This window comes from Streptococcus sp. NCTC 11567, from assembly GCF_902141215.1.
Lineage (GTDB): Bacteria > Bacillota > Bacilli > Lactobacillales > Streptococcaceae > Streptococcus > Streptococcus dysgalactiae.
Map to the genome: position 1 here is coordinate 1,827,491 of NZ_LR595857.1, position 26,110 is coordinate 1,853,600.

24 protein-coding genes are annotated in these 26,110 nt (G+C 40.5%); 7 read left to right on the top strand and 17 right to left on the bottom strand.

Going from position 1 to position 26,110, the window contains the following annotated elements:
- Positions 1–51 precede the first annotated feature (51 nt).
- Positions 52–936, bottom strand: a complete 885-nt coding sequence (gene scrK, locus FQT67_RS09160) for a fructokinase ScrK (protein ID WP_012767530.1) — start codon at positions 934–936, stop codon at positions 52–54.
- A 185-nt stretch (positions 937–1,121) separates the two neighbouring features.
- Positions 1,122–3,005, bottom strand: coding sequence for a sucrose-specific PTS transporter subunit IIBC (locus FQT67_RS09165; protein WP_046176879.1), 1,884 nt, complete (start codon positions 3,003–3,005; stop codon positions 1,122–1,124).
- A gap of 242 nt (positions 3,006–3,247) precedes the next feature.
- On the opposite strand from FQT67_RS09165, the gene FQT67_RS09170 reads away from it, so the two are divergent.
- Together FQT67_RS09170 and FQT67_RS09175 are read left to right on the top strand one after the other, a co-directional pair.
- On the top strand, positions 3,248–4,687 hold the full coding sequence (locus FQT67_RS09170) for a sucrose-6-phosphate hydrolase (protein WP_046176880.1): 1,440 nt from the start codon (positions 3,248–3,250) through the stop codon (positions 4,685–4,687).
- A gap of 4 nt (positions 4,688–4,691) precedes the next feature.
- On the top strand, positions 4,692–5,657 hold the full coding sequence (locus FQT67_RS09175; protein WP_046176881.1) for a LacI family DNA-binding transcriptional regulator: 966 nt from the start codon (positions 4,692–4,694) through the stop codon (positions 5,655–5,657).
- A 134-nt stretch (positions 5,658–5,791) separates the two neighbouring features.
- On the opposite strand, the gene nusB is transcribed toward FQT67_RS09175, so the two are convergent.
- From nusB to uvrA, 6 genes are all read right to left on the bottom strand, one after another.
- Complete coding sequence (gene nusB / locus FQT67_RS09180) at positions 5,792–6,241, bottom strand: transcription antitermination factor NusB (RefSeq protein WP_003059451.1); 450 nt, start codon at positions 6,239–6,241, stop codon at positions 5,792–5,794.
- Complete coding sequence (locus tag FQT67_RS09185) at positions 6,234–6,623, bottom strand: Asp23/Gls24 family envelope stress response protein (protein ID WP_003059449.1); 390 nt, start codon at positions 6,621–6,623, stop codon at positions 6,234–6,236. Before FQT67_RS09185 ends, nusB begins: the two co-directional genes overlap by 8 nt.
- A 45-nt stretch (positions 6,624–6,668) precedes the next feature.
- Positions 6,669–7,226: an elongation factor P gene (gene efp, locus FQT67_RS09190; protein ID WP_002993230.1), complete on the bottom strand. Its 558-nt coding sequence runs from the start codon at positions 7,224–7,226 to the stop codon at positions 6,669–6,671.
- 87 nt (positions 7,227–7,313) lie between these two features.
- Positions 7,314–7,781, bottom strand: a complete 468-nt coding sequence (locus FQT67_RS09195) for a deaminase (RefSeq protein WP_003059460.1) — start codon at positions 7,779–7,781, stop codon at positions 7,314–7,316.
- Positions 7,782–7,814: 33 nt separating this feature from the next.
- Positions 7,815–8,888 (bottom strand): Xaa-Pro peptidase family protein, encoded by a 1,074-nt coding sequence (locus FQT67_RS09200; RefSeq protein WP_046176882.1) that lies wholly within the window; start codon positions 8,886–8,888, stop codon positions 7,815–7,817.
- Between the two features lie 114 nt (positions 8,889–9,002).
- Positions 9,003–11,831, bottom strand: coding sequence for an excinuclease ABC subunit UvrA (uvrA, locus tag FQT67_RS09205; RefSeq protein ID WP_046176883.1), 2,829 nt, complete (start codon positions 11,829–11,831; stop codon positions 9,003–9,005).
- 202 nt (positions 11,832–12,033) lie between these two features.
- Here uvrA and FQT67_RS09210 point away from each other — a divergent pair, with 202 nt between their 5' ends.
- Entirely contained in the window at positions 12,034–12,978 is a 945-nt protein-coding gene (locus tag FQT67_RS09210; RefSeq protein WP_011888617.1) for a magnesium transporter CorA family protein, read from the top strand.
- Positions 12,979–13,109: 131 nt separating this feature from the next.
- Positions 13,110–13,766: a DUF1129 domain-containing protein gene (locus FQT67_RS09215; RefSeq protein ID WP_003059462.1), complete on the top strand. Its 657-nt coding sequence runs from the start codon at positions 13,110–13,112 to the stop codon at positions 13,764–13,766.
- A gap of 130 nt (positions 13,767–13,896) precedes the next feature.
- On the opposite strand, the gene rpsR is transcribed toward FQT67_RS09215, so the two are convergent.
- From rpsR to FQT67_RS11050, 4 genes are all read right to left on the bottom strand, one after another.
- Entirely contained in the window at positions 13,897–14,136 is a 240-nt protein-coding gene (gene rpsR, locus FQT67_RS09220) for a 30S ribosomal protein S18 (protein WP_002983142.1), read from the bottom strand.
- A 164-nt stretch (positions 14,137–14,300) separates the two neighbouring features.
- Positions 14,301–14,792, bottom strand: a complete 492-nt coding sequence (locus tag FQT67_RS09225) for a single-stranded DNA-binding protein (protein WP_002983122.1) — start codon at positions 14,790–14,792, stop codon at positions 14,301–14,303.
- A gap of 21 nt (positions 14,793–14,813) precedes the next feature.
- Positions 14,814–15,104, bottom strand: coding sequence for a 30S ribosomal protein S6 (rpsF, locus tag FQT67_RS09230; protein WP_002983117.1), 291 nt, complete (start codon positions 15,102–15,104; stop codon positions 14,814–14,816).
- A 1,522-nt stretch (positions 15,105–16,626) separates the two neighbouring features.
- On the bottom strand, positions 16,627–16,920 hold the full coding sequence (locus FQT67_RS11050; protein ID WP_003052683.1) for a hypothetical protein: 294 nt from the start codon (positions 16,918–16,920) through the stop codon (positions 16,627–16,629).
- A 167-nt stretch (positions 16,921–17,087) separates the two neighbouring features.
- On the opposite strand from FQT67_RS11050, the gene mutY reads away from it, so the two are divergent.
- Positions 17,088–18,254 (top strand): A/G-specific adenine glycosylase, encoded by a 1,167-nt coding sequence (gene mutY, locus FQT67_RS09240; protein ID WP_143936417.1) that lies wholly within the window; start codon positions 17,088–17,090, stop codon positions 18,252–18,254.
- Between the two features lie 46 nt (positions 18,255–18,300).
- On the opposite strand, the gene FQT67_RS09245 is transcribed toward mutY, so the two are convergent.
- A protein-coding gene (locus FQT67_RS09245) for an IS3 family transposase (protein ID WP_115256712.1) occupies positions 18,301–19,649 on the bottom strand; the annotation gives its coding sequence in 2 pieces (ribosomal slippage) (positions 18,301–19,208 and positions 19,208–19,649; 1,350 coding nt in all).
- Positions 19,650–19,741: 92 nt separating this feature from the next.
- Entirely contained in the window at positions 19,742–20,056 is a 315-nt protein-coding gene (trxA, locus tag FQT67_RS09250) for a thioredoxin (protein WP_046177433.1), read from the bottom strand.
- A 226-nt stretch (positions 20,057–20,282) separates the two neighbouring features.
- On the opposite strand from trxA, the gene FQT67_RS09255 reads away from it, so the two are divergent.
- On the top strand, positions 20,283–21,602 hold the full coding sequence (locus FQT67_RS09255) for an FAD-containing oxidoreductase (protein WP_046177432.1): 1,320 nt from the start codon (positions 20,283–20,285) through the stop codon (positions 21,600–21,602).
- A gap of 92 nt (positions 21,603–21,694) precedes the next feature.
- On the opposite strand, the gene FQT67_RS09260 is transcribed toward FQT67_RS09255, so the two are convergent.
- The 3 genes from FQT67_RS09260 to FQT67_RS09270 form a co-directional block, all read right to left on the bottom strand.
- Positions 21,695–24,031, bottom strand: coding sequence for an endonuclease MutS2 (locus tag FQT67_RS09260; RefSeq protein WP_046177431.1), 2,337 nt, complete (start codon positions 24,029–24,031; stop codon positions 21,695–21,697).
- A 155-nt stretch (positions 24,032–24,186) separates the two neighbouring features.
- Positions 24,187–24,732 carry a CvpA family protein gene (locus FQT67_RS09265; protein WP_003056838.1) on the bottom strand — a complete coding sequence of 182 codons (546 nt, stop codon included), beginning with the start codon at positions 24,730–24,732 and terminating at the stop codon, positions 24,187–24,189.
- Positions 24,733–24,734: 2 nt separating this feature from the next.
- Positions 24,735–25,043, bottom strand: a complete 309-nt coding sequence (locus FQT67_RS09270; protein WP_003052702.1) for a hypothetical protein — start codon at positions 25,041–25,043, stop codon at positions 24,735–24,737.
- Between the two features lie 156 nt (positions 25,044–25,199).
- Between FQT67_RS09270 and rnhC the strand changes: the two genes are divergently transcribed.
- On the top strand, positions 25,200–26,099 hold the full coding sequence (gene rnhC / locus FQT67_RS09275) for a ribonuclease HIII (RefSeq protein ID WP_042357991.1): 900 nt from the start codon (positions 25,200–25,202) through the stop codon (positions 26,097–26,099).
- Positions 26,100–26,110 lie beyond the last annotated feature (11 nt).

Sequence of the window (26,110 nt, forward strand, 5' to 3'; positions counted from 1 at the left end):
CGTTCTGCTGAGCTCTGCTTTCTTTTTCCTAACCAGCAAAAAGGATATTTCCTACTTGCCTTCTGCCGCCAATTTAGCTAAGGCAAAATTGCCCAAGGTAGCAGAGCCATTATCAGCAACTGCTGGCGTGACAATATAGTCTGGCAAATCAGGGACAGGAAGATAGTCATTTAAGAGGGTTTTAAATTTTTCGTGCACGCGCATTACCATATGGTCTTGCGCCATAACTCCACCTCCAAAAACAATCACTTGTGGTCGATAGAGCATTGTCGCTTGTAGGGCTGCTTGGGCAATATAAAAAGCTTGAACATCCCATACACTGGCATCCTGTTCAATCAATTCACCCCTTGTTCCTGTTCTAGCTTCAAGACTGGGGCCAGAAGCCATGCCTTCTAGACATCCCTTATGGAAAGGACAAACACCCAGAAAGCCATGTTCCACATCCTCTGGGTGGGCCATGACATAGGTATGCCCGGCTTCCGTATGACCTAATCCTCCGACAAATTCACCTTTTTGAATGGCTCCAGCACCAATACCGGTCCCAATCGTATAGTACACCAGACTTTCTACACCTGGACGAGCAAGGGCTTCGCCATAAGCAGAGCTGTTGACATCTGTCGTCACATCAAAAGGAATCTCAAAAGCGGTAGACAACTGCCCCAGCAAGTCTACGTTAGCCCAGCCTGGCTTAGGAGTGGTTGTGATATAACCGTAAGTCTCTGACGACGGATCAATATCAATCGGTCCAAAAGAGCCAATCGCAATACCAGCCAAATCAGCCTCGAAAGCTTTAAAATAAGCGATGGTTTGCGCAATCGTTTCCTCTGGTGTTGTGGTCGGAAATTGTGTTTTATCCACCACTGTATACTCCTCATCACCCACGGCGCAAACAAACTTTGTCCCGCCGGCTTCAATACTTCCATATAATTTTCCCATATTTTCTCCTTTTTATGATTACCCTTGTCATTTCGCCTATAGTATAACAACACCTTCTCAAAAAAAACAAGGTACAAAGTATAGGTAAAATAACACAAATTTAAGGTTTTTAGGATGCTATCATTTTCTTGTCATTTTTTCATCACTTACATGGAAAAAGAGTTGATTATCCAACTCTTTTCACTTTATCTTACAATTGCCAGTTGATTACCAACCGCAACTTTTCCTTGAGCTAGGAGATTAATGCTATGGTAGTCGTTACTATTGGTTACGATTATCATCGTTGTATCATCCAATCCTGCCTGCGCAATCTTGGTAGAGTCAAACTGTCCAAGAAGGTCTCCTTTTTTCACCATCTGTCCTGCTGTCACAAAAGGAACAAAACCATCTCCCGCCATTGAAACAGTGTCAATGCCAATATGGAGTAATATTTCTGCTCCCTGTGTCGAAGTGATTGCGTAAGCATGACCTGTTTCAAAGACAATTTCAACTTTGCCATCAACTGGTGAGTATAGGGTATTATCTTCTGGCTTAATCGCTAAGCCTTGACCCATAGCACCTGATGAAAAAACAGGGTCTGAAACCGCAGATAAGTCTACAACTGTTCCATTCAAAGGACTATATAAAGTTTCCTCTGCTAAGGCTGGCTGATCAGCCGTTTGATCAACTTCGACAGCTGGTAACGGAAGGGTTTCTCTATCTTGATAACCCCAAGTATAAGCAATCGCAAAGGCTACCCCAAGACCGACAAGCATAGTCACAAGGTATTGTAATAATTGGCCATTCAAGTAAAGGAGAGTTCCTGGTAAGACCGTAATCCCAAAACCAGTTCCTGCAATGCCAAAGAGCCCAGCGACCCAACCACCTAAGGCACCACCAATAAGACCTGAAACAAAGACTTTTGGATAACGGAGGTTGACCCCAAAAATAGCTGGTTCAGTAATCCCTAGAAGAGCTGACAAGGTTGATGGAAAGGCCAGACCTTTTAGTTTTGTCGATTTGGTTTTAACAGCAACAGCTAAGGTAGCTCCAGCTTGAGCAGCTGTTGCTGCTGTTAGGTAAGCATTGAAAGGATCTTTTCCGGTATTGGCAATTAGCTGCGCTTCTAGGAAGTTAAAGATATGGTGAATACCAGTCACTACGATTAATTGTTGGATTCCCCCAACAATCAAGCCTGCAATACCAAACGGCAAATGCAAAACGGCCTGTGTCCCAGCCAGAACAAGGTTTTCAAGAGAATGGAAGACTGGTCCAATCACGAATAACCCTAAAGCACTCATAATAGCAAACGTTAAAAATGGTGTGACCAATAAGTCCAAAGCTTCTGGCACTCGTTTATGTAACCATTTCTCCAGTTTCGCCCCTACCAGACCAACAAAGAAGGCTGGCAACACAGTTCCCTGGTAACCAACAACAGGAACGAATCCAAAGAAAGTAAGTGGTTTAACATCCCCACCAGAGGCAACTACCCAGGCGTTTGGCAATTCATTGGACACCAACATCAAGCCTAAAACAATACCGATAATAGGGTTACCCCCAAATACCCTAAAGGCTGACCAAGCCACTAAGGCTGGCAAGTAGACAAAGGCAGTATCCGTTAGGATGCGGGTATACATGAGGAAGTTTTCTCCGTATTCATGTACCCCAAACAAATCCATGATGGCTGGCTGAGTCACCAAGCCACGAACACCCATAAAGAGACCTGTTGCCACAATAGCTGGAATAATAGGAACAAACACATCCCCAAACGTACGAATCGCCCGTTGGAACACATTGCCCTGCTTAGCAGCTTCTGCCTTTTGCTCACTAGTAGATGATGTTGGTAAACCAAGAGCAACGACTTCGTCATAAATTTTATTGACGGTACCTGTCCCAAAAATCATCTGATATTGACCAGAGTTAAAAAAAGCTCCCTTTACTTTATCAATAGCTTCTGCTTTTTCCTTATCAATCTTTCCTTCATCATGAACCATCACGCGAAGGCGAGTTGCACAGTGGGCAACACTTCTCACATTTTCTCGGCCACCTAAAGCCTCAATCACTTCAGTTGCAATCTGACGATTATCCATGGCTACAACATCTCCTTTTTCATTTGGTGTCAGCCTTCAACAATTCTACAAGCTTTGCTGCTGAGAACCTACTTGACCGACGGTAGTGAATCCGCTTCACTTCTTGACTATCATTTTATCACTAATATTTTTTATGTCAAGCGTTTGACATATTTTTGTTTTATTTGCGCTAAAGCATTGATTTTTAAAAAGAAAACGTTTAGTATATTAATAACAATAACTGTCAAACAAGGAGCTTTCTTATGGATCTACCACAAGCTGTACGCTACCGCCCCTATGAGAAATGGAGCCAAAAAGACTATGAGGCCATCATCAAAAAAATAGCCCAATCTCCTTGGAGAAGTCGGTTTCACGTTGAGGCCCGAACAGGACTACTCAACGACCCCAATGGCTTCTCTTATTTCGATGGTCGTTTCCACCTCTTTTATCAAAATTGGCCTTATGGTGCTGCTCATGGTTTGAAGCAATGGGTACATATGACCTCCACAGACCTTGTCCATTTTACGGAAACAGGAAGCCGTCTTTTGCCAGACCATCCTCACGATAGCCATGGTGCTTACTCCGGCTCTGCTTATGCCATTGATGACAGGCTTTTTCTCTTTTACACTGGTAATGTTCGGGATGCCAATTGGGTCAGAACACCATTACAGGTTGGCGCGTGGATGGATAAACAAGGAAATATTTCCAAAATGCCACAGGTATTGATTGAACAACCTGATGACGTGACCGAACACTTCCGAGACCCGCAGGTATTTTCTTATCAAGGGCACTTCTATGCTATTATCGGAGCTCAAGATTTAAATCACAAAGGAAAAATTAAACTTTATAAAGCTGTGGATAACCATGTGGATAACTGGCATTTTATCGCAGATTTGGACTTTGATGATTCTGGTACGGAATACATGATCGAATGTCCTAATCTTGTCTTTGTCGACGACAAACCCGTCTTGATTTTCAGCCCACAAGGACTAGCCAAGTCCGAATTAGATTATCAAAATATCTACCCCAATACCTATAAAATCTTCAAAGACTTCAATCCAGAAACTGGCGAATTGCTAGGAGGTGGCCCCCTGCAAAACCTTGATTTTGGGTTTGAGGCTTATGCTACTCAAGCCTTTAATGCTCCAGATGGCAGGGCTTTAGCTGTATCATGGATTGGGCTACCAGATATTGATTACCCAACAGATTCTTATGACTATCAAGGAGCTCTTAGCTTAGTCAAAGAATTAAGGATTAGAGACGGAATTCTCTATCAAGCACCTGTTTCAGTCCTAAAAGACCTTCGAGGACCGGCAGAATTATTCCATAATAAAATAGACAGTTCCAACTGTTACGAATTGGAATTGACAATTCCGAGCCAAGAAAAAGTCAGCTTAGTCTTATTTGCAGACCAAGCTGGTAACGGGCTAAGCCTAACGATAGATACAGATCAAGGGCAAATCAGCATTGATCGAAGTAAAGCTGGGGTCCAATACGCCCAGGATTATGGTACCGTGCGCTCTTGCCAAATGCCTCCAGGCCGTGTTACACTTAATATCTATGTGGATAAAGCTATCCTTGAAATCTTTGTTAACCAAGGACAAAGGGTTCTTACCAGCCGTGTCTTTCCACATCAGGGACAAACAGGAATCCAATTATTGGAGGGACACGTTTCTGGGTATTATTATGAAATGAGGTATTAGGCAAGTGGTGGCAAAATTAACAGACGTAGCAGCCTTGGCAGGGGTCAGTCCGACAACTGTGTCACGTGTGATCAACAAAAAGGGCTACTTATCTCAAAAAACAGTGGATAAGGTCAACAAGGCCATGCGAGAATTGGGGTATAAGCCCAATAACCTAGCCAGAAGTTTACAAGGAAAACCAGCTCAGCTCATCGGCTTAATTTTTCCTAATATCAGTAATATCTTTTATGCCGAGCTTATCGAACATCTGGAAATTGAATTGTTTAAAAACGGCTACAAAACCATTATTTGCAACAGCGAACACAATCCTGTCAAAGAACGCGAATACTTAGAAATGCTCGCTGCTAACCAAGTAGATGGTATCATTTCCTCTAGTCACAATCTAGGTATTGATGATTACGAGCGTGTCGAAGCACCAATTGTAGCCTTTGACCGTAACTTGGCTCCTAACATTCCAATCGTTGCCTCAGATAATTTTGAAGGCGGAAAACTAGCAGCCCAAACCTTACAAAAACATGGCTGTCAAAAAATTATCATGATTACAGGTAACGACAATTCCGAATCGCCGACAGGTCTTCGTCAATTAGGCTTTAACTACCAGCTCAAACGAAGTGCTGAAATCATCAAATTGCCAAACGACCTCTCTCCTATCCGTCGTGAAATGGAAATCAAATCTATTTTGGCAACCCGAAAACCTGACGGTCTCTTTGTTTCGGACGATCTCACTGCTATTTTAATCATGAAGGTCGCCAAGCAGCTAGACATTGCTATCCCACAAGACATGAAAATAATTGGTTATGACGGCACTACTTTTGTGGAACAATATGTCCCTCAATTAGCAACCATCAAGCAACCTATCGAAGAAATCGCAAAACTCAGCGTCGAAGTGCTTCTCAAAAAAATTAAGGGAGAGAAAACCAGCAAGGATTATATTTTGCCAATTATCTTACTCCCAGGAGAAAGCATTTAGTGTCCCTCAGAAATTACTCTAAAAAAAGCAAACCGGAGAACTCTTTAAAAAGACGAGAGTAGCCTGTTTGCTTTTTTGATAGTCACAAGACAACACATAAAATCGGACCAATTTAAGATTGGTCCGATTTATCTTTAGTTACTTGCTGAAGAAGCTTCTGAAACAAACTGGCTAAGCAAGCCATTAATAAATTTGGCAGACGTTTCATCAGAATATTTTTTAGCAACCTCAATGATTTCATTTAAGGCCACACGGTCAGGCGTCTCGTTGAAATACTTGATTTCAAAAAGTCCTAAACGTAACAAGGTTTTATCAGTCACCGTTAGGCGTTCTAATGACCACCCCGTCTTCAAATGTTCTGAAATCGTGCGATCAAGCTCCTTTTTGTGATCGTTAACCCCGTTGACAAGATTTAATAAGAAAATTGGCAATTCCAAAGCCTCATTTCCTTCATCCACGACCTTATCATAGTCATAAGCAAATTGAGAAGCAACCAAGAAATCACCACCCATTTCCATGCTGAACAAGGCTTGAAAAGCACGCTCACGCAAGTCTCTTCTTGAATTTTGAAAACTTTTAGTCATCCAAAAAATCCTCATCAAACAGTGACTTCAAATCTGGCTTTGGTGTCTTTTCAGGAACAATTCCTTCAACATGGATATTGACTGCTGAGATTGTCACTTCTGCCATATCATATACCGCTGATTTGACAGCTTTTTGAATAGCCATAGAGACCGTAGGAACCTTAACACCATACTGCAAATAAACATAGATATCTGCAGTTACGCTACCATCTTCTTGTGTTTGAAGGTAAACCCCTTTGCCTAGACTTGCTTTATTAAAGCTATCTGCCATTTTTTTGTTATGAAGGGAATGAACGCCCTCAACTTGTGTGGTAGCAATCCCAGTAATAACCTCAAGTACTCGTGGTGAAATAACGATTTCACCGATATGTTCAGTTGTCATAGCATTTCCTTTCTCTTCTTTAGACTAACCTGTTCTGACAAAGGATTAAGCACGAGAAACGTAAGTACCTTCTGCAGTGTTGATGATTAGTTTTTGACCAGCTTCGATAAAGTCTGGAACGTTGACCACAAGACCTGTTTCAAGAGTTGCAGGTTTACCAGAACCTGTGACAGTTGCACCTTTGATAGATGGTTGTGTTTCGGCAACAGTCAATTCAACGGTTGTTGGAACAGTCACTCCAATCACTTCGCTTCCATAGAATTGGATTTTAACGTCTGAGTTTTCAAGAATGTAAAGCAACTCTTGCTCAACGTTAGCAACTGGAATTTCGTACTGATCGTAAGTGTCAGTATTCATGAAGTAAGCAGTGTCATCCATTTTATATAGGTATTGTGCTGGAACAGTTTCAATGATAGCTTGCTCAAATTTTTCATCTGGACGGTAAGTTGTGTCAAAGGTAGACCCTGTACGCACATCACGCAATTTCATACGCATAATTGTGTTTCCTTTACCTGGTTTATGGTGGCTAGCTTCAAGGACACGAATTAATTTTCCTTCTGATTCGAATGTCATACCGGCTTTAAGCTTACTTGCTTCAATCATTATTATTTACCTCTTACTAAAATATTATCACTTCATTTTACCACAAAAGCGCCCTAGGCTCAAATCTTTTATGACCATTCGCCCAAGCTAACCATTAGGTCCTTCCTTACCACCCAAAATGATGTGAGGCACGTCGTGTTGCACGTACGCAACTCCCTTTTTCTCCATTAGTTCAATCGCAAACGGGTGCGGACGATAATGTGCTTTGTAAGTAATCTTTTTAATCCCAGCCTGCAACAGAGCCTTGGTACAGTTGATACAGGGAAAGTGCGTTACATAAATTTCAGTTCCGTCAGTCGAAATCCCTTCTTTCGCACATTGAATCAAAGCATTCATTTCAGCATGAACTGTCCTGATGCAATGTCCATCTTCCATATAATGGCCCGCTTCATTACAATTATCTGTGGCAGAAACACCACCATTATAACCCGTGGCAATAATACGATTATCCTTTACCAAAACAGCTCCCACAAAGGCGCGGTCACAGGTAGAGCGTTTGGAAATAAGCTCTGCATTGGCCATAAAGTAATCTTGCCATGATAAACGATTTGTCATTGCTTCGTCCTTCTAATCCTTCCCTAAGATAATTTACAACACAATCAGTTCCTTTGGTGCCAAGGTCAATACTTGACAGCCAGTTTCTGTGATGACCAAGTCATCTTCAATACGGACGCCATATTTATTATCCAGATAGATTCCTGGCTCGTCTGTTACCACCATTCCTGCTTGAAGAAGTTGCTCAGATTTACCAAAAAACGGATTCTCATGGATGTCAAGCCCGATACCATGACCAATGCCATGTGTGAAGTGACTACCATAACCAGCCTCAGTGATGAGTTGGCGCGGAATACCGTCAAAATCGCTATAAGTCATACCAGCGCTAGCTTTATCAATGAGAGCCTTATTAGCAGCAAGAACAAGAGCATAAATCTCACGTTCTTCATCAGTAACTTGGCCAATATGAATGGTCCTCGTCATATCACTAACATAGTGATTGTAGTAACACCCAAAGTCCATGGTCAAGCTCTCTTTATTCTGGATAACCTTGTCACTGGCGCGTCCATGAGGCATGGCAGAGCGATAGCCTGAAGCTACAATGATATCAAATGATGTGCCGCTGGCACCATACTGACGCATACGAAAATCTAAAAAATTAGCAAGGTCACGTTCAGTGGTTGTCCCTGGTTTAATAAAATCAAGGGCATCTTCAAATGCCTTGTCAGAGATCGAGCAAGCTTTAGCAATGGTCTCGATTTCAGAAGTATCCTTAACGAGACGTAATGCCTCCATAAAGTCTGACTGAGCAAGCAAGGTTATTCCTGACAGTTCTGTTTGCATGGTCTGATAAAACGAAAAGGCAACTTGGTCTTCAAAACCAAGGTAATCTACTCTATCAGCCTCTAACAATTCTGCCACAACCTTGAGCGGCGTGCGGCTTTCGATAATATCAAAGCCTTGAACGCTAGCTTTAGCAATCAAGGTATAACGTGAGTCTGTGATGAAAATACGACGACTGGATGTTATTAAAACAGTAGCTGCAGTCCCCGAAAAACCTGTCAGGTAGTAAATATTAGTTAAATGAGTAACCAGAAGAGCCTCTAGTCCCTTCTCTGCCATCAACTTTTGGCATTGTTTTAATCGTTGTTCTAAAAATCCTGACATCGCGAACTCCTTTGGTAACTTTTGAGAATATTGTAGCATGAAAAAACTACTTTAAGTTTACCATGATTTGAGAGCATTTAAAAGATTAAAAGGAGCTCAAACGAACTCCTAATCCTATTGTTGTAGTTTTACTTTCAAATAATGACCAGTATAGCTTTCTTTAACTTGAGCTACCTCTTCTGGTGTCCCCGTGGCAACAATCTGACCACCTCCGACACCACCTTCTGGTCCTAAGTCAATAATATGGTCAGCAGATTTGATAACGTCCAAATTATGCTCAATCACAAGAACCGTATTACCATCGTCTACAAAGCGTTCCAAAACTTTTAATAGCCTTGCAATATCATCTGTGTGTAAACCAGTCGTTGGCTCATCTAGGATATACAAGCTCTTACCTGTCGAGCGTTTGTGCAATTCACTAGCCAACTTCATCCGTTGAGCTTCTCCCCCAGAGAGGGTGGTAGCTGGTTGACCTAAGGTCACATAACCAAGTCCAACATCCTTAATCGTTTGAATTTTTCGAGCGATTTTAGGAATAGCAGAGAAAAATACCAAGGCATCATCCACAGTCATATCAAGGACTTCTGCGATATTTTTTCCTTTGTAATGCACCTCAAGCGTCTCAGAATTATACCGTCTGCCGTGGCAAACCTCACAAGGCACATAAACATCTGGCAAAAAGTGCATTTCGATTTTGATAATCCCATCACCTGAACAAGCCTCACAACGCCCACCTTTGACATTAAAAGAGAAACGGCCTTTTTTGTAACCACGAATCTTAGCTTCGTTGGTTTGGGCAAACAAGTCTCGAATATCATCAAAGACACCCGTATAGGTGGCTGGATTTGACCGTGGCGTCCTTCCAATCGGACTTTGGTCAATGTCAATCAAGCGTTCAATATGTTCAATACCAGAAATAGAGTGATATTTACCAGGCTTATCAGCATTACGGTTTAATTTTTGGGCGACAGCCTTTTTCAAAATACTATTAACCAAGGTTGATTTCCCTGAGCCTGATACCCCTGTGACCGCAATAAATTTACCCAGTGGGAATCTCACGTCGAGGCTTTGAAGATTATTCTGCGCTGCTCCTTTTATTTCAATGAATCGGCCATTACCAGAACGACGCTCTAATGGCACTGGAATGAATTTTTTACCAGACAAATATTGACCCGTGATGGATTTTTTATTCTTAGCCACTTGTTTCGGCGTTCCAGAGGCAATAATTTCTCCACCGAACTCACCTGCCCCAGGCCCCACATCAATCAGCCAGTCTGCCTGCATCATGGTGTCTTCATCGTGTTCTACCACAATTAAGGTATTACCCAAATCACGCATTTTTTTCAGGCTTTCGATCAAACGGTCATTGTCTCTTTGGTGCAATCCAATAGAAGGCTCATCCAAGATATAGAGCACCCCTGATAAGTTAGAACCAATCTGTGTCGCTAACCTGATTCGTTGACTTTCCCCACCTGATAAAGTCCCAGCAGCACGTGATAAGGTCAGATAATTCAGTCCCACATTATTTAAGAAGGTCAGGCGGTCATGAATTTCTTTGACAATCGGTTTAGCAATGGTACTTTCATTTTCTGTGAGTTCCAGTTCTTCCAACAACTGCAAGTGGTCGGCAATCGATAATTCTGAAATTTGACCAATATGAGGTCCTTCTTCGCCACCCACATGCACACACAAGGCTTGGTCATTCAAACGGTAACCATGACAAGTCGCACAGGTCAATTCGTTCATATAACCACGCATCGCATTGCGCGTATAATCACTATTAGTTTCGTGATAACGGCGATTAACATTAGTCACAACACCTTCAAAAGGAATGTCAATGTTACGCTCACCACCAAAATCATTCACATAGTGAAAATGAAATTCTCTATCCCCTGAACCATAAAGAACTAAATCCCTTTCTTCCTCAGTCAAGGCCTCAAAAGGTGTATCCATATCCACCCCAAAACTTGCCATAGCTTGCTCAAGCATGGTTGGGTAATAATTGGAGGAAATAGGATTCCAAGGCGCCAAAGCTCCCTCTTTCAAAGACTTACTTGGGTCAGGAACAACCAAGTCCAAATCCACTTCCAACTTAATGCCTAGCCCATCACAGGTCGGACAAGAGCCGAACGGCGCATTAAAAGAGAAGAGTCTTGGTTCTAATTCAGGAACCGTAAACCCACAGACAGGACAGGAATAATGCTCAGAAAAGAGCAGTTCATTGCCATCCATAGTGTCAATCATAAGGTAGCCATCTCCCAGCCTTAAAGCTGCTTCAACCGAATCAAATAAACGGCTACGAATACCATCCTTATTAACCAGACGATCAATAACCACCTCGATGTTGTGCATCTTACTTTTTGACAGCTCCGGCACTTCTGTCACGTCAAAAATATCCCCGTCAACGCGCACACGGACATAGCCGTCTTTTTGAATTTTCTCAAAAACTGTTTTGTGTTGCCCCTTCTTCCGACGAACAACAGGAGCTAAAATCTGCATTCGAGTCCGTTCAGGGAGGGCCAAGACCTGTTCAACAATTTGCTCCACAGAAGACGCCGTGATAGCACCATGCCCATTGATACAGTAAGGTGTGCCCACACGCGCATATAGTAGACGTAAATAATCATTGATTTCAGTCACCGTACCAACCGTTGAGCGAGGGTTCTTACTGGTGGTTTTTTGGTCAATGGAAATAGCAGGGCTAAGACCGTCAATGGAATCCACATCTGGTTTTTCCATATTACCCAGGAATTGCCTAGCGTAAGCTGATAAACTTTCTACGTAACGACGTTGTCCTTCCGCATAGATAGTATCAAAGGCTAGACTAGATTTTCCTGAACCTGATAACCCTGTCACGACAACTAATTTGTCTCGTGGAATTTCCACGTCAATATTTTTTAAATTGTGGGCTCTTGCCCCATGAATAATTAATTTATCTTGCATCTTGAATGTGCCAAAAGGCACCCTCCTCATCGAGCTTTCTTATATTATAACAAAAATTTCTGATAACCTATTGCCCCAAACTTTGCGATTTTTGGTATAATAGATAAGTATTGAGAATTTTTCAGAAAATCCTTGAGAAGGCTTTATTATCAAGGTTTGATGTCAATCTCTACCAGTTAATCATCAAAAAGGAGGGCTTGTCATGAAACAAATGTTTCTTTCATCGGCAATTGAATTCAAAGAAATAGAAACATTCGAGCCAGGAGCTTGGATTAAACTGGTTAACCCTTCCCAGGAAGAGTCTCTGGAGATCGCTGATCAATTTAACATTGATATTTCTGACTTGCGCGCCCCTTTGGACGTGGAAGAAACCTCACGTATTGCCGTAGAAGATGATTATACCCTAATTATCGTAGACGTCCCGATATACGAAGAACGTAACAATAAAAGTTACTATATTACTATGCCTTTAGGCATTATTGTAACGGAAAATGCTGTTATCACAACTTGTTTGCATGACATGACCCTTTTCGATCATTTTCACAACCGTCGGGTCAAAAATTTCTATACCTTCATGAAGACACGCTTCGTTTTTCAGATTTTGTATCGCAATGCCGAGCTCTTTCTGACTGCCTTGAGGACCATTGACCGCCAAAGCGAACGTTTGGAAGCTCAGCTTGAAGCAGCTACTCGTAACGAAGAACTTATCGACATGATGGAACTTGAAAAATCCATTGTCTACTTAAAGGCTTCTTTGAAGTTCAACGAACGCATCGTTAAGAAATTATCCAGCTCAACCAGCTCCCTCAAGAAATACATTGAGGATGAGGATTTGTTGGAAGATACCTTGATCGAAACCCAACAGGCGATTGAGATGGCTGGCATTTATGAAAATGTCTTGAATGCCATGACCGAAACCACTGCTTCCATTATCAACAACAACCAGAACACCATTATGAAAACACTGGCCTTGATGACCATGGCTTTAGATATACCAACTGTGATTTTCTCTGCCTATGGTATGAATTTCCAGAACAATTGGCTACCGCTAAATGGTTTAGAACATGCTTTTTGGTATATTACCTTGATTGCTATGCTCCTTAGTTCCTTTGTTGTGATTTACTTTATTAGAAAAAAATGGTTCTAGAGTGGAGCAAGCTGTAGAATGTAGTTAACACCTGACAAAACTCTGTGTCAAACGGCTAGCTCCAAAGTTTCATTACCACTAGCTAATATCATTGACTTACTGTAACTAACCCATATAAAGAAGGGATTCCCATGGAATTACAAGAACTTACCAAAAAAAATCAAGAATTTATCCACACCGCTACCAACAAATTGATCCAAGATGGCAAGTCCGATGAGGACATTAAACTGATTCTCGAAGAAGCCATTCCAACTATTCTCGAAAACCAGAAAAAAGGAGTCACCGCTCGAAATCTATTAGGGACTCCGACCGCTTGGGCAGCTTCCTTTAGCCAAGACCCTAGTCAAAAAGCAGCAGAAACTGATAAAAACACCAACCCTTGGTTGATGTGGCTCGATACCTCTTTATTGTTTATTGGGGTGGTTGCTCTGCTAAATGGCATTATGACCTTCTTCAACACAAACGCTACAGTTACAGGGTTGATCTCTTTATTGGCACTGGGTTTTGGTGGAGGAGCTTCTATGTATGCTACCTACTATTTTATTTATCGCCATCTCGGCAAAGATAAAAGCCTTCGTCCAAGTTGGTTCAAAATCATCGCAGCCCTGTCATTAGCCATGTTGATTTGGATTGCCTTGTACTCTGCAACTGCCTTTTTACCAACCTCTCTTAACCCACAGTTGCCTCCTCTTGCCTTGCTCATTATTGGTGGTGTTTCCCTTGCTTTACGCTATTACCTACAACGCAAATACAACATTCAAAACACTATGTCACCTGTTAACAAATAACAATCATTTCATCCTTGCTGTCTACGCAAGGATTTTCGTTTACTCTCATCTGTATTTTAGACAAAATTCATCTACATGCATAGACTATTCTAATCAACTAAAAAACAGTCCGAAATGGACTGTTGGTTTATTAGTCTTCGTTTACGTAAGGCATAAGAGCCATAACGCGAGCACGTTTGATTGCTGTTGTTACTTTACGTTGGTTTTTAGCTGAAGTTCCAGTTACACGACGAGGAAGAATTTTTCCACGTTCTGAAACGAAACGGCTAAGAAGCTCAGTATCTTTGTAATCAACATATTCAATTTTGTTAGCTGCGATGAAGTCAACTTTTTTACGGCGTTTGAATCCGCCACGACGTTGTTGAGCCATGTATTTTCTCCTTTATAAATTATGATGTTAAGGGCTCTTAAAAAACGACTGAATTTTAGAAAACTGGCAAGAAATCTTGATTTCCTAGGGAGTTGATCTAAATTCTAAGTTCTAAATTTTTAGCCCGAACTCAAATAATTTCGTATTCGTTCAATCCATTCTGACTAGAATGGAAGATCGTCATCTGAGATATCCATCGGGTTTGAGTTCCCAAATGGGCTATCATCTCTTCCAAAGTTAGGCGTTTGTTGTGCAGGCGCTGAGTAACTGTTTGATGATGAAGTGTTATTGTTAAAACCACCATTAAATGAGCCAGTTGAGCCACCTTCACGTGTAGCACGACTTTCCAACATTTGGAAATTATCTGCAACAACTTCTGTTACATAGACACGTTGTCCTTGTTGGTTTTCGTAGTTACGTGTCTGAATACGACCCGTAACTCCGATCAAAGCACCTTTTTTAGCCCAGTTCGCTAAATTTTCAGCCGGTTGACGCCAGATCACACAGTTAATGAAATCTGCCTCGCGTTCACCATTTTGGCTTTTAAAGGTACGGTTAACAGCAAGTGTGAAGGTAGCCACAGCTACTTGACTTGGTGTGTAACGAAGTTCTGCATCCTTGGTCATACGACCAACTAGTACTACATTATTAATCATAAACTACCCTCTTAGTTGGAATTAAGCGTCAAGTTTAACGATCATGTGACGAAGAATGTCACCATTGATTTTTGAAAGACGGTCAAACTCGTTAAGAGCTGCTGCGTCAGTCGCTTCAAGGTTAACGATGTGGTAAAGTCCTTCACGGAAATCGTTGATTTCGTATGCAAGACGACGTTTTTCCCAATCTTTTGATTCAACAACAGTTGCACCGTTGTCAGTCAAGATAGAGTCAAAGCGTGCTACCAAAGCGTTTTTAGCTTCTTCTTCAATGTTTGGACGAATAATATAAAGAATTTCGTATTTAGCCATTGATGTTTTCCTCCTTTTGGTCTAATGACTCGCTACCTTTGTAACGAGTAAGTGAGGGATGCTCACAGATTACTAGTATACCTGAAACTGATGTTAAAATCAAGGGAAATTTGTTTTTTGTCATAAAAAAGATACCCACTGCACACCATGGGTATCTTATGATTATTTTTTAGTGATAATCTCCCTTCTACAATCATTTCATAAGGAGTTGTATTACTCGTTCCTCTAAAGAGGAGATAAGGTTTTGATTGTTAATGCGCAATCTCCTTTCTATGAATCAATGAAATGGTTTTTTAAAAGGATATCTTGTTCTTGATTTTCGTTTTTTTTGTTCAGTTGTTCGTAAACTTTACACAGGATTCACCCCTTACGCTATTTTTTGCAATAGGCTATGGTGTCTCCGTTTTTGTATCTTGCTACGTTCATAAGACCCTCCTATTTTGAAATGCAGTATTCCCTGAGTGACAATAGCAACACATAAAATAAGTAAATCTTTCACACTGAGTGATAATAATAATAACTGGAATATGGTTGTAGCAAACTAACCGTTAAACAAGTCCTAAAAAGGTTCCAGTCAATAGAGTTATCCATAGATAAGCAAATAATAAATGCAAGAAAAGCAACGCAACGAGATTGTAATATGGTTTTATAGCTTTCTTATTCCTTAAATATCGAATACTTGAAAGAATAATTGGCACATACAACACCATATAGAATAGCATATGTAGATTATCTGGGATTCGATTGAGAAGAAAATTATAGCCAACCATCACTAAAATAAATAAGATTATTTCAACGGTGTGGTTCTTAACCCCTCCAGCTAGGCTATATACCACTAATAACAGCAAAGCATATAACACTGCTGACATGAGAACCATTGCTATTTCCTCCAATATCCAGCTTACTTATTAATTGTTAATGGCGTCCTTGTTCCACATATTATTATGAGCTAATAGATGTCTCCGTTTTTGTATCTTGCTACGTTCATAAGACCCTCCTATTTCGAAATGCAGTATACCCCTGAGTGACAATAGCAACACATTAAAATAAGTTCATCTTCACTGAGTGACAATAACAATATCAAGGATGACTAGTGACAAGTTAACTAGTCTCCGTTTTTATAGCGTCCTTTATTGAATCTTAGCATAACATACGTCCTTTCAATATTGGAGATTTTTCAAACTTATACTGTTTAGAGCGCTCCTTTGGCCAATTTGGATTTCTCGATAAGTTTTAGCATGTGATCACATTTGATAGCGTTGTAAAATTGGTTTGCCTACCGTTTGTTGGAGTTTTTAATCTCCGTTTTTGTACCGTGCGACATGTCCGTTCATCATAAGAATACCTCCTATAATTAGTTGTCACTTGTCATCCTTCTTTATAGTTTTATTATAATGTAAGCGTTTACTAAAGTCAAGTTTTTAGAGTCTTTTCTTTTATCAAAAAAGGTTTAGGACCTAAACGTTCTAAACCTTCATCAATTCGGTTGACTGCTTCCTCTGACGAGGTCTGTTATCATTGTTTAAACACCCAAAAAATAAGTAAAAAAAGAAAAGGCAATAAACAATTTTATCCAGAGGGCAAAATATAAAATCAATGCTAAAATAAAAAGATTAAGTTTTCGAAAAAGAATAGCAACAAAAGCACACAAAATGCCCAAAGCAGGAAACACTTTAGTCATCATAAACCACTCCAGTTGAAGGCCCTCTAATGACGTATCAAAAGGGTAAAGGTAATTCAAAAACAAAATCAGTATCATGAAAGCGAAAAATAGCCATGAATACTGATCTACAAGATGTTTTAGCTTTAAAAACATACTCCCTCCTCTCAATCTTTATTATCTCTTTTATTAATTTAATACGGCTTATCCCACATATAGATGAGATATTCTTAATTTTATTATAATCTATTTTGGGCAAATGTGAAAATCTCATGGAACAATTTTTTCTTATTTTTTTTGGTAGCCTGTGTTACAATAACAACATGATTGATTTAAAGGATTATGGCATTGACATGTGGGACGAAGAAACCATTATTTCTTTCCGTCGCACTCTTTTAAACTGGTATGATCAAGAAAAACGTGATTTGCCTTGGCGCCGAACCAAAAAACCTTACCACATCTGGGTTTCCGAGATTATGCTCCAGCAAACTCAGGTGATTACGGTTATTCCTTATTACGAACGCTTTTTAAATTGTTTTCCCACCATTGACAAATTAGCCAATGCTGATGAGGAACGCTTGCTCAAAGCATGGGAAGGCTTAGGCTATTATTCCCGTGTCCGTAACATGCAAAAAGCAGCGCAGCAAGTCATGACAGAGTTTGGCGGGGTATTTCCCTCCTCCTACGAGGACATCTCCAAATTAAAGGGAATAGGCCCATACACTGCTGGAGCTATTGCCAGTATCGCCTTTGACCTTCCTGAACCTGCTGTCGATGGGAACGTGATGCGTGTTATGGCCCGTCTATTTGAAGTGAATTATGACATTGGAGATCCCAAGAACCGGAAAATTTTCCAAGCATTGATGGAAAGATTAATCGATCCCGACCGCCCTGGAGATTTCAATCAGGCCTTGATGGATTTAGGTACGGATATCGAATCTGCTAAAAATCCTAGACCAGACGAGTCTCCTATCCGCTTTTTCTGCGCTGCATATTTACACGGCACCTATGATAAATACCCTATTAAGGAACCAAAGAAAAAACCACGTCCTATTGAGGTTCAAGCTTTTATTATCGTCAATGCTGACGAGGAACTACTTTTAGAAAAAAATACCAAAGGGCGATTACTGGGTGGTTTTTGGTCCTTCCCTCTAATGGAAACTAGCTTTGTGAGTCAACAGCTAGACCTTTTTGAAGAAAATCACCCTGATCTCGTAAGGGTTTCTAAAACCAAGCTTTTCGAAGAAACTTACGGGTTGGTGCCCCGGTGGACAACTGACACTTTTCCTCTGGTAAAACACACCTTTAGCCATCAAAAGTGGACCATCGCTTTAACAGAAGGCCTTATTTCCCAACAAGAACTTCCCAAAGGGAAAGAAATGGCTTGGGTCAAGCTCTCTGATATGGAAAACTATCCTATGGCAACACCTCAAAAGAAAATGCTAGAGGCTTATCTAAAAGGGAAAGAATCGTCGATGACGTCAAGATAAAAAAGAACTGAGAGTGAAGTGACCCCCAAAAGTTGGACATTATATTTTAAGTTAAGGATTGAGTTCTGTATTGCACAGGACTTAGTCCTTTTAATGTCAGTTTGATTCGTTTAGTGTTGTAGTAGTTGATATATTCTGAAATAGCTGTTTTTAATGTTTCGAGGGAAGTAAATTCCTTCTCAAACCCATAAAACATTTCTGTCTTCAATGTTCCAAAAAAAGATTCCATCATGCCGTTATCTAAGCTATTTCCTTTACGCGACATGGACGGTCTCATTCCATGCTCCTCAAGAAAATGATGGTAGTAAGTGTGTTGATATTGCCATCCTTGGTCACTATGTAAAATAGTGCCCTGATAAGTTTGTTCAGGAAAAGCCTCGGAAAGCATCGTTTTAAGTTGTTGTAAGTTTGGCGAGGTAGATAAATGATATGCAATAATCTCACTGTTAAAGCCATCAAGAACTGGTGATAGATACAATTTTTGATCACTAGCAGGAATTGAAAACTCTGTGACATCGGTATAACACTTCTTAAGTGGTTGGGCAGCTTTAAATTGACGCTTAATGAGATTATCAGCTTTCTTGCCCACCTCACCTTTATAAGAGTTATAGCGACGTTTCGCACGGATTCTAGCTTTCAACCCAAGTTCTGTCATCAGACGTTGAACTTTCTTATGGTTAACTTTATAGCCTCGATTTTTAAGTTCGAGGTGAATTCTACGGTAACCATATCTCCCTTTGTTCTCAGAATAAATATCTTGAATAGCTTCTTTTAATTCTTTGTTTTTATCTCCCTGAGTTAGACGTTTAACCTGATAATAGTAGGTTGATCGAGACAGCTTCAAAATATTAAGTAGGATTCTTAAATCAAATACATTGATTAGTCCTTGAATGATTTCTGTTGCTCTTTGAGCCTTGCTTCGTCCCTCAAGCGGAGTTCTCTCAACTTTTTTAGTACGGCATTCTCCGCTCTAAGGTACTCATTTTCATATTGAAGACGCTCTAATTCAGTCATTTCTTCAAGTTTTTTCTTTGGTTTGCGTCCCATCTTTACAGGTCTCCCTCTTGATTTCTCAAGAATAGTATACCCGTTTTTCTTGTATTGCGCTATCCAATTAGGAAGCATTCCCTTATTTGGTAATCCATAATCTAGAGAAACCTCTAGCTGAGACCTACCTTTCATCAGAACTTCGTTTATGATTTCCTGCTTTAGTTCAGGAGAATAATACCTATTTTTCCTTTTACAAACACTTTCCAATCCGTGTATATCAATAAGGCGGACCATGTATTGAAGGTTATACTTACTCATATTAAATGTTTGACTGATTTTAGGCCATGTCCAACCAGATTGTCGTAAGCGATAGATTTCAATTTTATCTTCATAACTTAATTTCATAGAAAAACACCCCAAAAGTTAGATTTGTTGTCTAACTTTTGGGGTGCAGTTCAGAGACTTAATCCTCTTCAGTTCTTTTGTTTTACTTTCTTTTAGCTTAATTCAGCCACAATAGCCTTAATCTGGTCTTTGGTATGAACACCCGCCACTTGTTTCACCACTTTACCGTCTTTTTTGAAAAGCAAGGTTGGGATAGACATAATACCAAATTGTTGAGCAGTATCAGGGTTTTCATCTACATCCAATTTCACAATTTTGAGTTCATCTTCATCCAATTCTCCAGCTAACTGATCAAGGATTGGCGCTTGCATCAAACAAGGTCCACACCAAGTTGCCCAAAAGTCAACGAGAACTAAACCATCATTTGTTTCTGTTTCAAAAGTAGCATCTGTTACAATATGTGCCATAAGTTTTTCTCCGTTCTTCAAGTTTATAAGCCTATTGTATGGCAAATAGGCTGATAATGCAAGAATCTGCTACGCACTGCCTATCCTCCAAGAAAAAGGTCTTTGTGTCATTTTTTCTAGCAATGTTTTTATACAACGACTATCGTAGTGATTTTAAGACAAGTTTGGCTACTTTTGTCAAACTAGTACTAGTTAGACATAATTAATTACAAAGGAGGTTATTTTTATGGAACATTACGACCTTATTGTTATTGGATTTGGTAAAGCAGGTAAAACATTAGCCGGCAAGATGGCTCAGCTAGGGAAACGGGTTGCCCTCATCGAGCAAAATGACCACATGTATGGCGGTACCTGTATCAATATTGGCTGTATTCCAACCAAATCATTAATTGTTGCAGCAGAATCTAATGCAACTTTCGAGCAGGCAATGGAGCATAAAGATACAGTTGTTAGTCGGCTTCGTCAGAAAAATGAAAACGCTTTAACCAGCTCGAGTGCTGTTCTTTACAATGGGAAAGCTCGCTTTTTAGCTAATAAAACAATTCTCATTGAAGCCGGTAGCGATCGACTTGAATTGGAAGGAGAAACAATTGTCATCAATACAGGGGCCATTTCTAATCAGTTCCCAATTCCTGGCTTAGCTGATAGTCATCATGTGGTTGATAGCACTGGCCTTCTGTCCGTAAAAGAACAACCTCAACGCCTGGCTATTATCGGTGGAGGAAATATCGGACTAGAATTTGCTAGTCTTTACGCTAAATTAGGGAGCCAAGTGGTTGTGTATGAGGCTGCCCCAGAAATCTTAGGACGTTATGAACCAAGTGTCGCCAAATTAGCAAAACGTTATTTAGAAGAAGAGGGTATCACTTTCCATCTATCTGCGTCGGTTGAAGAAGTTAGCAATAATGAGGCCGGTCAAGTTCTTGTTAAAGCTAATGAAGAAACGGAAGCTTTTGACCTCTTGCTCTACGCTATGGGACGAAAACCTGCTACGGAAGATTTAGGATTAGAAAACACCGATATCACAGTGACAGATCGTGGCGCTATTTCCGTTGATGATTACTGTCAAACAAGCGTTGAAGGGGTTTATGCTGTTGGAGATGTAACTGGTGGTCCTCAGTTTACTTACACCTCTTTAGATGATTTTCGAATCGTCCTTGGGCAATTGACAGGAGCTAGCACCTACAATCACAAGGAACGCGGGCCAATCCCTACAACGACCTTTATCGAGCCACCTTTATCTCAGGTTGGTTTGACAGAAAAAGAAGCTCAAGAAAAAGGAATTCCCTACAAAGCCAATGAACTTTTGGTGGCTAATATGCCACGGGCTCATGTCAATAATGATCTTCGAGGTCTCTTTAAAGTCCTTATTAATACAGACACCAAAGAGGTTCTAGGGGCGACCTTACTAGGAGCACAGTCTCAAGAATACATTAATCTTATCAAGATGGCTATAGATAATCATATCCCTTATACTTACTTAAAAAATCAAATCTTCACCCATCCCTCAATGGCAGAAAACCTCAATGATGTCTTCAATATCTAATAGCCACATTCAAAAACAAGCCTGTCTCAACTGTTACTTTCGGTAGAGGCAGGCTTGTTTTTGTTATCTTTTCAGAAAGAGTGTGGAACATCTCAACCTAAGTTCGCAATGGTACACCCTGATCCACCCGCATTCTGTGGAGCATAACCAAAGCTTTTAACATGTTTGTTTCGTCTGAGGTATTTGGTAACAGCTTCACGGATTACACCAGTGCCAATCCCATGAATAATATCCACTTGGCTCATATTATTTAAGAGAGCTTGGTCAATAAAGGCGTCTAGTTCTTGCATCGCTTCTTCATACCGTTTGCCACGCAAATCCAGACGGGCACGAGGACCACCACCAGTAGCAGCCTTCTTGACCACGTTGATGGCTTTTTTCTTTGGTTTTTGAACTTCCTCAACAACCTTCACAAGACTAAATTCATCTTCTTTGAGGGTCATTTTGATCAGTCCAACTTGCGCTTCCCACTTCTTATCTTTGAGTTCTTTTACCAAGGTTCCTCTTTGGCCATAGGCTGTTACAATAATATCGTCTCCTACTCGAGGAGCTCGTAATTGCTTCGCTTTCTTTAGGACCTTGTTTTGAGAAAGACTCTTTTCTGGCACTAACTGTTTGAGTTGCCCCTTGGCTTCAATAACTTCGTGAGGTTTAAGTGCAGCTTTGTCATGCAACTGGTTTAAAATACTGTCACTTTCTGCTAAAGCTAAGTCTACGATCTCACGCGCTTCAAGGGTAGCTTTTTCAATTTCCTTATCTTTGGCCTGTGAGAACTCATTGTACAATTTTTTGACCGCACGGTTAAATTTGAGGTTATCTTGCTCCACTTCTCGAATATGATCAAGCCGCTTACGACTCTCCAGAGTTTGTTTCTCTAACTGTTCGATAATACGGTTAACATCACTATCTGTGTCTGTCATGTTTTGAGCTTCTTTGACAATGTGCTCTGCCAACCCAAGGCGTCTAGCAATTTCAAAGGCATTTGAACAACCTGGAACTCCCTGCATAAAGCGGTAAGTTGGTTTTAAACTCATGCTATCGAACTCCATACTGGCATTTTCCACATAGGGAGTTTCGATGCCATATGCTTTTAGTTCAGGGTAATGGGTAGTCGCCATGGTTTTGATATTAGTTAAGCGTAACTGCTCCAAGATTGCCATAGCAAGACTTGCTCCTTCTTGCGGATCTGTTCCTGCCCCTAGCTCATCAAAGAGTACTAAACTGTCTGCATCAGCTTGATTCAAAATAGCAACAATATGAGTCATATGGCTAGAGAAAGTTGATAAGCTCTGCTCAATGGATTGTTCATCGCCAATATCAGCAAAAATACCACTAAAAACAGCAACTTTGGAACCTTTATCTGCTAGAATAGGCAGACCCGATTGGGCCATTAGCTGGGCTAAACCAAGTGTTTTTAGCATGATGGTTTTACCACCAGTATTCGGACCAGTAATCACAATAACAGCCAAATCTTTAGAGAAATGCAAATCATTAGCAACTGGCTCCTGCAAAAGAGGGTGGCGCACATTTAACAACTGTAAACTTTTATCATCCGAAATAGCCGGGACCGTGGCCTTATTGTCTCTCATATAGAGGTATTTGGCTCTGATAAAATCCAGATGCCCCAGAATCCAAGCATTATTGGTAAGAGCTCGACTATGAGGTCTGATGAGGTCAGATAAGGCTTGAAGGACACGTGACACTTCATGGCGTTCGTCGGCTTGTAACTGCGTCAGCTCTTCATTTAGTTGAACAAGAGCTCGTGGTTCAATATAAACCGTATTTCCTGAAGCCGAAATATCGTGAACGACCCCTGCCACCTTATTACGGAAAGTGTTTTTGACAGGTAAGACACTACGCCCGTTTCGGCTAGCAATCAAGCTTTCTGACAAATAGTCACCTTGCTTTTTGAGTAAATCTTGTAAGACATTCCGGCTCGCATGTTCTTTGTCTGAGATGCTACGACGAATTTTTTCTAACTCGGGACTGGCAAAACTTTCCACAAAACCACCGTCATTAATAGCCTGAAGACTGCCTTGAAGGCTAGGAAAAAGCTCCAGATTTTCAAACAAACGCTTCAAGGCTTGCAGCTGAACGTTTTCCAAATCAACATAAAAGCGACTCGCTTCTGCTGATACCTGAAGTATTTTTTTGACTGCTAATAATTCGGGAATGCTCAAATCAGCTTCCAGTTCCAAACGTCTCATGCTAGCTGAAATGTCAGACAGACTGCCCAATGCAAAGTGATGTTGCTCTACAAAAATGCCAGCCATCTCTTCAATTTCTAAAAAGTAATGTTTGATTTTGTCATGATGATTGAGGGGTTCAAGTTGGTCTAATTCACGGTTCCCCTGCTCTGTCTGCAGGTAGACCCGAAATTGTTCTTTGACCTTATCAAATTCTAACTGTTCTAAAATCTTTTTATCCATATAAATATTATACCTAAAATTATTTAAAAAAGGGCAAGAAAGTCGTTCTCCATCAACGACTTCTCAGCACTACCATCCTATCAATAGCCTTTCTAATAAAAAAACCTATGACTAGCTAGCCACAGATTCTATCGTGTTATAATCAACACTGTTTATTAGACAATCGCCTGAATCCAAAGTTTGTGAATAACCGTCGTAAAAGGCGGGAAATGTTCAATCAGCAAGCGACTGAGAGAACTAGCCTGCAAGTGATTCTGAATAAAAGGCATAGGAATCGTTGCTAAAATAGACAAGGCCATGCTAACAAACAGGAGTGATACCAGAAGAGCTAGTATACCACTGACAACTTTTGCTCTTTGGTTGTCAAAATAATCAATTGGGAAAAAGTGGACCAGTACCCCAACAAGTCGAACCACAGCATAAGTTCCTAAAAAGAGAGCAAAAAAAGCGATGCCAGCATAATAGACCTTGCTCAAATCAAACAAGTCGACTTCCTTAAAGAAGAAAGTGGTCACTCCTTCTACAGGGTTAGAGTAGGGGATCCACAGGGTAATCTTGTGGGCTAGACCGACATAGAAATGGTGAGCCACCAACAAAGAAACTAAAGCTCCCAAAGTATAAAAACTTTGGAGAATAATCCCTCTATTGTAACCAATATAGACATTCCAAATCAAAACAAGCACAATTAGTACGGATAACATGACTAAACCTCATTCACATCTACTTGATTAGCCTTTTCTTGAAGACCCGCCAAGGCTTTTTGACGGAGGTCTAACAGTTCCGCCTCCATTTTTTCAATCTCAATTTCTCGACTTAATTGTGTTGATAAGGTATTAATAGTCATCAAGATAGCAATGGTCTCATTATCAGCTTCCGGCAAATGCTCTTTGATGGTATGGTATTTTTCCTTAGCCACACGTTCAACTTCTTCCATAAAAAGATTGTCTTTGTCTGTTGTTAATGTTAGTGTTTTTTCACCAAAGGTGAATTTATAACGATTAATACTTTTCATAGGGTCACCTCTTTAGCATTATACCGTAAAATCAAGCTTTCGTAAAATGTTCACGACTACTAGTCCCAGCTTTTTAACGGACTACGAGTCTCTTTTCTCCCCAAAATAAACTTGGGAATTGACCATAGTCTGTCATTTTATGTTAAAATAGTTCTTATGGACACCTTAGTTTTAAAAATAGATGCTCAGTTGAGTCAATCGCTAAAAGAACAGTTAGTTGCTAATCAAATCAGCAATCGAAACCCGTATGTGGCTTTCGCTGCAAAAAAAAACGGGGTTACCTTACTCTTATATACCTCTGGCAAATTGGTCTTGCAAGGTTCATCAGCTGATGCTCTGGCAGAGGAACTTGGCTTGCCAGTAACCAATTCAAATTCCCAAAAGGCGAGCACCAACCAAAATTTGCCCATGATTGGGAGTGATGAGGTAGGAAACGGTTCTTACTTTGGTGGCATTGCTGTTGTGGCAAGTTTTGTCGATCCTAAAGATCATTCCTTCCTGAAAAAGCTTGGGGTTGATGATTCTAAAACCTTAACCGACCAGACCATTCGGCGGATTGCACCTATTTTAGAGGAAAAGATTTCGCATAAATCCTTGTTACTCTCTCCCAAAAAATACAACGAGATGGTGGGCAAAGACAAACCCTACAATGCGGTTTCAGTCAAAGTAGCTCTTCATAATCAGGCCATCTATTTGCTTTTACAAGAAGGGATCAATCCGGAGAAAATTGTGATCGATGCTTTCACTAGCCAATCAAATTATGAAAAGCATCTAAAAAAGGAAAAAAACCATTTCCCAAATCCTCTAACCTTTCAAGAAAAGGCTGAGAGTCTCTATTTGGCAGTAGCGGTTAGCTCGATTATTGCTCGAAACCTCTTTTTAGAAAACCTTGATACATTAGGCCAAGAATTAGGCTATCGTTTACCAAGCGGGGCTGGACAAGCCTCAGATAAAGTCGCCAGCCAACTCTTAGCCGCTTATGGCATGTCTAGCTTAGCATATAGTGCTAAACTCCATTTTGCCAATACTCAAAAAGCCCAAGCGCTTCTCAAATAAACATCATTAAA